The organism is Stenotrophomonas sp. PS02289, from assembly GCF_029960115.1.
Classification (GTDB): Bacteria; Pseudomonadota; Gammaproteobacteria; order Xanthomonadales; family Xanthomonadaceae; genus Stenotrophomonas.
Genome location: NZ_JASCOZ010000209.1, coordinates 1 through 6,410 on the forward strand (window position 1 = coordinate 1; position 6,410 = coordinate 6,410).

At 67.0% G+C, this 6,410-nt stretch carries 6 protein-coding genes and 1 tRNA gene; 5 read left to right on the plus strand and 2 right to left on the minus strand.

Translation table 11 applies throughout. From position 1 onward, the window contains the following. Positions 1-110: 110 nt before the first annotated feature. Positions 111-434, minus strand: coding sequence for a ferredoxin FdxA (fdxA, locus tag QMX83_RS19270; RefSeq protein WP_282298257.1), 324 nt, complete (start codon positions 432-434; stop codon positions 111-113). Between the two features lie 242 nt (positions 435-676). Here fdxA and QMX83_RS19275 point away from each other — a divergent pair, with 242 nt between their 5' ends. Continuing rightward, on the plus strand, positions 677-2,098 hold the full coding sequence (locus QMX83_RS19275) for a sugar porter family MFS transporter (protein ID WP_282298258.1): 1,422 nt from the start codon (positions 677-679) through the stop codon (positions 2,096-2,098). 66 nt (positions 2,099-2,164) lie between these two features. Here the strand turns inward: QMX83_RS19275 and QMX83_RS19280 are convergent. Next, positions 2,165-2,239 (minus strand) — tRNA-Glu (locus QMX83_RS19280). Positions 2,240-2,289: 50 nt separating this feature from the next. Here QMX83_RS19280 and pcnB point away from each other — a divergent pair. The 4 genes from pcnB to panC are packed head-to-tail and all read left to right on the plus strand — an operon-like array spanning position 2,290 to position 5,838. Continuing rightward, a complete protein-coding gene (gene pcnB / locus QMX83_RS19285) occupies positions 2,290-3,660 on the plus strand; it encodes a polynucleotide adenylyltransferase PcnB (protein WP_282298262.1) in 1,371 nt (456 codons plus the stop codon). A 3-nt stretch (positions 3,661-3,663) separates the two neighbouring features. Continuing rightward, positions 3,664-4,152 carry a 2-amino-4-hydroxy-6-hydroxymethyldihydropteridine diphosphokinase gene (folK, locus tag QMX83_RS19290; protein WP_282298259.1) on the plus strand — a complete coding sequence of 163 codons (489 nt, stop codon included), beginning with the start codon at positions 3,664-3,666 and terminating at the stop codon, positions 4,150-4,152. A gap of 31 nt (positions 4,153-4,183) precedes the next feature. Continuing rightward, positions 4,184-4,999: a 3-methyl-2-oxobutanoate hydroxymethyltransferase gene (gene panB / locus QMX83_RS19295; RefSeq protein ID WP_282298260.1), complete on the plus strand. Its 816-nt coding sequence runs from the start codon at positions 4,184-4,186 to the stop codon at positions 4,997-4,999. Then, positions 4,996-5,838, plus strand: a complete 843-nt coding sequence (panC, locus tag QMX83_RS19300; protein ID WP_282298261.1) for a pantoate--beta-alanine ligase — start codon at positions 4,996-4,998, stop codon at positions 5,836-5,838. Before panB ends, panC begins: the two co-directional genes overlap by 4 nt. Positions 5,839-6,410: the final 572 nt, after the last annotated feature.

Sequence of the window (6,410 nt, forward strand, 5' to 3'; positions counted from 1 at the left end):
TGGTTTAAAAGAGACAGCATCACCACGGGGGCGCCGGGCTCGGCCCGCCGCTTTTGTTCTTGGGCGAAACAAAAAAGGCACCCGAAGGTGCCTTTCTTTCCCGCCGCGCCTCAGCGCTCCAGCAGGTCCAGTTTCCCTGGCTTGCCGTCCCACTCACCGGCATCGGCCGGCGGGTCCTTGCGCACGGTCAGCACCGGCCAGGCCTTGGCCAGTTCGGCGTTCAGGCCGACGAACACTTCCTGCCCTGCGGGCACGTCGTCCTCCGGGAAAATCGCGTTGACCGGGCACTCCGGTTCGCACAGGGTGCAGTCGATGCACTCATCCGGGTCGATCACCAGGAAGTTCGGGCCTTCGTGGAAACAGTCCACGGGGCAGACCTCCACGCAATCGGTGTGCTTGCACTTGATGCAGTTTTCGGTGACGACAAAGGGCATGGCTGGGTCGGAATCGGACAGTAAGCCGGACAATTCTAGAACAGTTGCGGCTTTGTCGCAGTGCACGATGCGCCGCGCCCGTCCGCCGGGTATAGATAACGGTGCCCACCGGTAGACAGTCAGGGCGTGGAACGGGGCCTGCCGCCCCCCGCGCCGCCGGCCGCTGGACGCCTGTGAGAACCCGCTGAACCCGTACCTGCTGCCGTTGACCGTCCGCTGTCTCCTTTCTGCCAGGGCTTTCCATGTCCATACCTCTTGCTGCTTCCGCCGCACGCGGCGAAAACACCTCCTTCATCGTGCTGATCAGCTGTGTGGCGACGCTGGGTGGCTTCCTGTTCGGCTTCGACAGCGGCGTCATCAACGGCACCGTCGACGGCCTGAAGCAGACCTTCCAGTCCAGCCAGGCCGGGATCGGGTTTGAAGTGGCATCGATGCTGCTGGGCTGCGCGATCGGAGCGTTCTTCGCCGGCCGGCTCGGCGACCGCCTGGGGCGGCGCGGGGTGCTGATCATCGCGGCCGTGCTGTTCCTGCTCTCGGCGTTGGGAGCAGGGGCCGCGCACAGCTCGGTGGCCTTTGTGATCGCCCGGGTGATCGGCGGCTTCGCGGTCGGCGCGGCCAGCGTGATGTCGCCGGCCTATATCGCCGAAGTGGCCTCGGCGCGCTATCGCGGGCGACTGGCCACGGTGCAGCAGATCGCGATCATCAGCGGCCTGTTCTGCGCATTTCTGAGCAATTACCTGCTGGCCCGCGCGGCGGGGGCCTCCACCGAGGCGTTGTGGCTGGGGCAGGCGGCGTGGCGCTGGATGTTCTGGATGCAGGCGATTCCGTCGGCGCTGTTCCTGGTGCTGCTTCTGGTCATTCCCGAAAGCCCGCGCTACCTGGTGGTGAAGGGGCGTCGCGAGGAGGCGCTGGCGGTGATGACCCGCTTGTACGGGCCTGCCGAGGCCCAGGCCAAGCTGGGCGAGATCGACGCCTCGCTGTCCCAGGACCAGCACCGTCCGCGTCTGTCCGACCTCGTCGACAAGGGCACCGGCAAGCTGCGCCGCATCGTCTGGGTGGGTATCGGCCTGGCGGTGTTCCAGCAGCTGGTCGGCATCAACGTGGTGTTCTATTACGGCGCGGTGCTGTGGCAGGCGGTGGGCTTCTCGGAAAGTGACGCGCTGCTGATCAACGTGCTGTCCGGCGCGCTCAGCATCGGGGCCTGCCTGCTGACCGTGGTGCTGATCGACCGCATCGGCCGCAAGCCGTTGCTGTGGGTGGGGTCGGCGGGCATGGCGGTGACCCTGGCGCTGGTGGTGGTGGCCTTCTCCAGTGGCTCGCTGGTGGACGGCCGGCTGCAGCTGTCCGACCAGATGGGCGTGCTGGCGCTGGTCGCGGCCAATGCCTACGTGGTGTTCTTCAACATGTCCTGGGGTCCGGTCATGTGGGTGATGCTGGGTGAGATGTTCCCCAACCAGATCCGCGGGTCCGGGCTGGCGGTGGCGGGCGCGGCGCAGTGGACGGCCAATTTCGCCATCACCGTGAGCTTCCCGGTGCTGCTGACCGGCATCGGCCTGGCCGGGGCCTACGGGCTGTATACGGCCGCTGCCGTGGCCTCGGTGTTCTTCGTCCTGCGCTACGTGCACGAGACCAAGGGCAAGGAGCTGGAGCAGATGGAAGGTTGAACGGGGGCGAGAACCCAACAAAAAACCCCGCCAAGGCGGGGTTTTTCATGTCTGCGGAGTCACGATTGGCGCTCCCTAGGGGACTCGAACCCCTGTTTTAGCCTTGAGAGGGCCACGTCCTAACCACTAGACGAAGGGAGCGTGCTTTGTCGCGAGCGGCGCAGCGCGCTAGTATATTGGCGACGATGCCATTGGGCAATCCCGAAACTTCAACCGGAAGCGCCAACATCAATTCCTCTGCACCATCCTCGTTCGGTCTGCGCGTGATCCCCCGCGACCAGCACAACATCTCCCGCAAGGACATCAGCCCCAACGCGCTGCGCGTGTTGTACCGGTTGCGTGACTCCGGGTTTGGCGCTTACCTGGTTGGCGGGGCCGTGCGCGACCTGCTGGTCGGCGGGCATCCGAAAGACTTCGACGTGGCGACCGACGCCACCCCGGAGCAGGTCAAGGCGCTGTTCCGCAACTGCCGCCTGATCGGCCGCCGGTTCCGCTTGGCGCACGTGGTGTTCGGCGGCGAGATCATCGAAGTGGCCACCTTCCGTGCCAACAGCGACGACGGCAGCGGCGACCGCGAGATGGAAAACGGCATGCTGGTGCGCGACAACGTGTACGGCACCATTGAAGACGACGCAGTGCGCCGCGACTTCAGCTGCAACGCGCTGTACTACGCCATTGAAGACTTCTCGGTGCGCGACTACACCGGCGGCTTTGAAGACGTGCAGGCGCGCTTGATGAAACTGATCGGCGACCCCGAGCAGCGCTACCGCGAAGACCCGGTGCGCATGCTGCGTGCGGTGCGTCTGGCGGCCAAGCTCGGCTTCCAGATCGAGCAGGCCACCGCGGAGCCGCTGCCGCGTCTGGCGGCGCTGCTGTCTGAAGCCGCACCTGCGCGCCTGTTCGAGGAAGTGCTCAAGCTGTTCCTGTCCGGTCACGGCGTGGCCAGCTTTGAAGGGCTCGAACGCTACGGCCTGCTGGACGTGCTGTTCCCGGAAAGCGCTGCCGCCCTGCGCAGCAACCGCAGCGGTGCACTGCGCCGCATGGTGATTGAAGGTCTGCACAGTACCGATCTGCGCGTGGCCAATGACGAGCCGGTATCGCCCTCGTTCCTGTTCGCGCTGCTGCTGTGGCCGGCCTTCTGCCGCGCCCTGGCGACCCTGCAGAAGCAGGGCGTGGCGCTGGAAGAGGCGCAGCGTCGCGCTGCCGACCGCGTCACCCTGCATCAGCTGACCACCATCGCGCTGCCGCGCCGTTTCTCGCTGCCGATGCAGGAGATCTGGCTGCTGCAGGGCCGCTTCAGCTCGCGCCAGCGCAAGCGCGTGTTCCGCACCCTGACCCATCCGCGCTTCCGTGCCGCCTTCGACTTCCTGGCACTGCGCCAGGTGGCCTCCAGCGAACATGAAGCCGATGTGCTGTTCTGGCGAGAGGCCCAGCAGCAGTCCGGACCCGAACTGGATTCCGCCCTGGAAGCGGCGCAGGCCGAGGTCGCGCTGGACGAGGAGGGGGCTCCGCGCAAGCGCCGTCGCCGCCGTCGGCGCACCGGTGGCCCGGCCGGCGAGTAAGCCGTGACCCTGGCCTGCATCGGCCTGGGTGGCAACCTGGGCGACGCCGCGCAGACCCTGCGCGGTGCCTTTGAAGCGCTGTCCGCGCTGCCGCAGACCATCCTGCGGGCGCGCTCGCAGCTGTATGGGACCCCGGCCTGGGGCAATCAGGACCAGCCGCCTTTCATCAATGCCGCGGCGGTGCTGGAGACGGCGCTGCCGGCCCCTGCGCTGTTGGAGGCACTGCTTGGCATCGAGCAGGCGTTCGGCCGGGTCCGCGACCCCGCCGTCCACTGGGGGCCCCGTGTGCTCGACCTGGACCTGCTGCTGTATGGCGAGCAGGTGATCGACCTGCCGCAGCTGAAGGTGCCGCACCCCTACCTGCACGAACGCGCCTTCGTGCTGGTGCCGCTGGCTGAGATCGCCCCGGATGCGCTGATTCCGGGGCAAGGCCGGGTACGGGATGCTGTAATGCGCATCGAGACCAGCCAGATCGTGTCAATAGGAGGATAATGCGGGGCTTATCGCCACCGGTTATCAGTACATGAGCACCCACGCAGACAGCAAGCCCTGGACCGTTCCCGCCCTGGCCGAGGCCAAGCGCAACGGGCAGAAGCTGGTCATGTTGACCGCCTACGACGCGGGCTTCGCACGCAGCTTCGACGCCAACGGCGTCGACCTGATCCTGATCGGCGACTCGCTGGGCATGGTGGTGCAGGGCCACGACTCGACCCTGCCGGTGACCGTGGCCGACATGGTCTACCACACCCGCGTGGTGGCCCGTGTGCTGCAGCGCGCCCTGCTGGTGGCCGACCTGCCGTTCGGGGCCGACGCCACGCCCGAGCGCGCGCTGGAGGCCTCCCTGCAGCTGCTGCAGGCGGGTGCCGAGATGGTCAAGATCGAGGGAGCCGGCTTCAAGCTCGACATCATCCGCCATCTGGTGGAACGTGAGATTCCGGTCTGTTCGCACCTCGGCCTGACCCCGCAGTCGGTGCTGCGCCTGGGCGGCTACAAGGTGCAGGGGCGCGGCGACGCGGCCGAGCAGCTGCGCGCCGACGCCAAGGCGGCCGTTGAGGCCGGTGCCACCCTGGTGGTGCTGGAATGCGTGCCGACCCCGATTGCCACGCAGATCACCGCCGAGATCGCCGCCCCCACGATCGGCATCGGTGCCGGCCCGGGCTGCGACGGCCAGGTGCTGGTGATGCATGATTTCCTCGGTCTGGACAGCGGCCATCGCCGACCCAAGTTCGTCAAGGATTTCCTTGCCGAAGGCGGTTCGGTTGCCGGTGCTGTCCGCGCCTACGCCGACGCCGTGCGCGACGGCTCCTTCCCCGACGCAGAACACGCCTACGCATCATGATTGAAACCGTCACCGAACTGTCCCGTCTGCGCGCCGTCGTCAACGGCTGGAAGCGCGAGGGCCTGCGCGTCGCGCTGGTCCCGACCATGGGCAACCTGCATGCGGGGCATTACTCGCTGGTCACCCTGGCGCGCCAGTACGCCGACCGCGTGGTCTCCAGCGTCTTCGTCAATCCGACCCAGTTCGGCCCGAACGAGGACTTCACCCGCTACCCGCGCACGCCGGAAGCGGATACCTCCGGGTTGGAACAGGCCGGCTGCGACGTGCTGTGGCTGCCCACGGTGGAATCGATGTACCCCTTCGGCGTGGAACTGGCTGCCAACGTCCACGTACCGGGCATCAGCAGCCTGCTTGAAGGCGCGCACCGCCCGGGCCATTTCGATGGCGTGTGCACGGTGGTGAGTCGTCTGTTCAACCAGGTGCAGCCGGACGTGGCGGCCTTTGGCAAGAAGGACTACCAGCAGTTGGCGGTGATCCGTCAGCTGGTGGAAGACCTGGCCTTCCCGATCCAGATCGTCGGCGGCGACATCGTCCGCGAAGACGACGGCCTGGCGATGAGCTCGCGCAACCAGTACCTCAATGGCGAGCAGCGCCCGGTCTCGACCACCATCCATCAGGTGCTGCTGGGCATGCGCGAAGGCTTCATCGCCGGCAAGGCGCGCAGCTTGATCGAAGCCGAAGCCACGGCCGCCCTGCAGGCCGCCGGCTTCCAGGTCGACTACGCGGTCATCCGCCTGCCGGACCTGTCCGAGCCGGCCGACAGCGACGTCGGCAACCGCGTCGCCCTGATCGCCGCCCGCATCGGCTCCACGCGCCTGATCGACAATCTCGAGTTCTGATCTCTTCCGCGAAGAGCGGCAATTCTGCGATTGCATGGGATGCGTAGAGCCGGGCTCTGCCCGGCTGCTGTTGGATTCAGGCGAACAGCCGGCGGTCACGTGTATCCGTGTTGGGTCGGCTCGGGATGGGTTTGCGGGGGACGCCGTAAACCGCCCTCCGGGCCCCGGCCCAACCGCCAGCGGTTGGGCGTTCAGCCGCACGCGAGGCAGTGCCTCGCAAGCAGTGCGCCTTCACCCATGGGGGCTTGATCGCCGCATCCATGCGGCTCACACCCCCGCAAACCCACCCCGAACCGCCCTCGACAGAGGGCCGGTGGCCATGGGAAATGCCAAATCAACAGCAACGTTGATTCGGGGTCATGCGTTACCGGATGTTGGGCATTTCACGGCCGTCGTCTGTCGACCGACGCTACCAGGCCGGTTCCGCGCGTGGTTTTGATCTTCGATGGCCGCCGACGCACTGTCGATGGCGGCTCGGGATGGGCTGGAGGGGGCGTGAGCCGCATGGATGCGGCGATCGAGCTTACATGGACGTACTTGCAGCGTCCCCCGGAACGCCCGTCCCGAGCCGC

Excerpts from the sequence above, each read along its gene's own strand:
- fdxA (WP_282298257.1), bottom strand. The coding sequence starts at position 434 with ATGCCCTTTGTCGTCACCGAAAACTGCATCAAGTGCAAGCACACCGAT.
- QMX83_RS19275 (WP_282298258.1), top strand. The coding sequence starts at position 677 with ATGTCCATACCTCTTGCTGCTTCCGCCGCACGCGGCGAAAACACCTCC.
- panB (WP_282298260.1), top strand. The coding sequence starts at position 4,184 with ATGAGCACCCACGCAGACAGCAAGCCCTGGACCGTTCCCGCCCTGGCC.
- panC (WP_282298261.1), top strand. The coding sequence starts at position 4,996 with ATGATTGAAACCGTCACCGAACTGTCCCGTCTGCGCGCCGTCGTCAAC.